General features: G+C 59.3%; 1 protein-coding gene. It reads left to right on the top strand.

Translation table 11 applies throughout. The features are described from left to right. Positions 1–571, top strand: a 571-nt coding sequence (locus ACFTWP_RS41675) for a hypothetical protein (RefSeq protein ID WP_380270389.1), incomplete at its 5' end; no start/stop codon positions are given. Between the last annotated feature and the right edge of the window lie 650 nt (positions 572–1,221).

The raw sequence follows: 1,221 nt of genomic DNA, 5'->3' as shown, positions 1-1,221 counted from the left end.
GATCGGTCGACAGGCCGCATTCGCCGATTACGCGGTGTTCTATGGCGAAGCGCGGGCGCTCGGCATGTACGAAAACCGCTTTTCGACCGCAACCTGCATGGCGCGTACGGTAGTGTTGCGCGAGCTGAAGTATCGTGAAGAACTCGAAGCGTATGAGGATTGGGATCTCTATTCCCGCGCACTCGCCACGGGGAAGCGCTTCATTGCAACGAACGGCATTCATTTCTTCTATCGGCGTCGTGCGAATTCGATGTATCACACTCCGGAGCGTGTCGCGCGGCATCGTGAGTTGTACCACGCGTTGTTGACGGGCAAGATGGTCGAGGCGGGGGAGGTGAGGCTCCCACTGTATGTTCTTGAGGGCGGGCAGGCCGCCTCTGCAGCGCCCGGCGCGTTGGAGGAGGAACTCCACGCGTTACGCAGTCAGCTCGCCTTCTATCAGAACAGCAGGGCCATTTTTGCGACGCGGAAGATCGTGGAGTACCTCAAGGCCAAGGCGCCGTGGGCGATCAAGCTGACGCGGCACGGGTTGCAAACCGTATGGCGTGCGCGCAGACGGCTGCGCTCGTAATGGCCTTCAGTCGTCCAACACCCGGGTAGGAACTGCTCCATCGAGGAACAAGCGGAGCGCGGCTCGAATCCCGAAGGCGAAGCATTCGTCGCTGCGGGACCGATGGCCCGGCGCCTGATGTGTCTTTGCGTTCAATTGCTTTGTTTCTGGCCCCATAAAGGTAGCGGCCAGATTGCGCAAAGGCTCTCGTCTCGCCTACCGTATTCCGGAATGAGCATGGATGGGGGGCGGTTTTCTATCCGGGATGAGAGGTGTTCGAACACTTTTTGTTGCACTTCCAATGCGTTCCATTCTCGTCTGCGACGGGTATATGACTTTCGTTGAACCCCGATGCCAAACTCATCGGCTACAATGCTGTCGCTATAATTTTTCTTGTTTTACTTGTACTTGGCCGTCGTGTATGAGCCTCAGCATTCGGCTTATGCTTGACAAAACGACGACCAGCGCTCGGCCGATCATGCGGCGGCCCGACCGCCAATCTATGTGGCTGTCGATGCAGCCGCATGTCCTTCGCGACCGAGCATTGCCGAGGCTCGGGTTGTCCAAAGATCGTGCGCGCGTGGATGGGTGGAGCGCCTGCGCACGAGTGCGGGGAGGGCCGGCAGATGCTACGCTTGGATGCCTTCGAGAAGTCGCGCCGCGCACGCCCG

It is taken from the genome of Kitasatospora sp. NPDC057015, from assembly GCF_042673745.1.
In the GTDB taxonomy this organism is placed as follows: domain Bacteria; phylum Actinomycetota; class Actinomycetes; order Streptomycetales; family Streptomycetaceae; genus Kitasatospora.
This window is presented reverse-complemented; position numbering and strand designations above follow the sequence as displayed.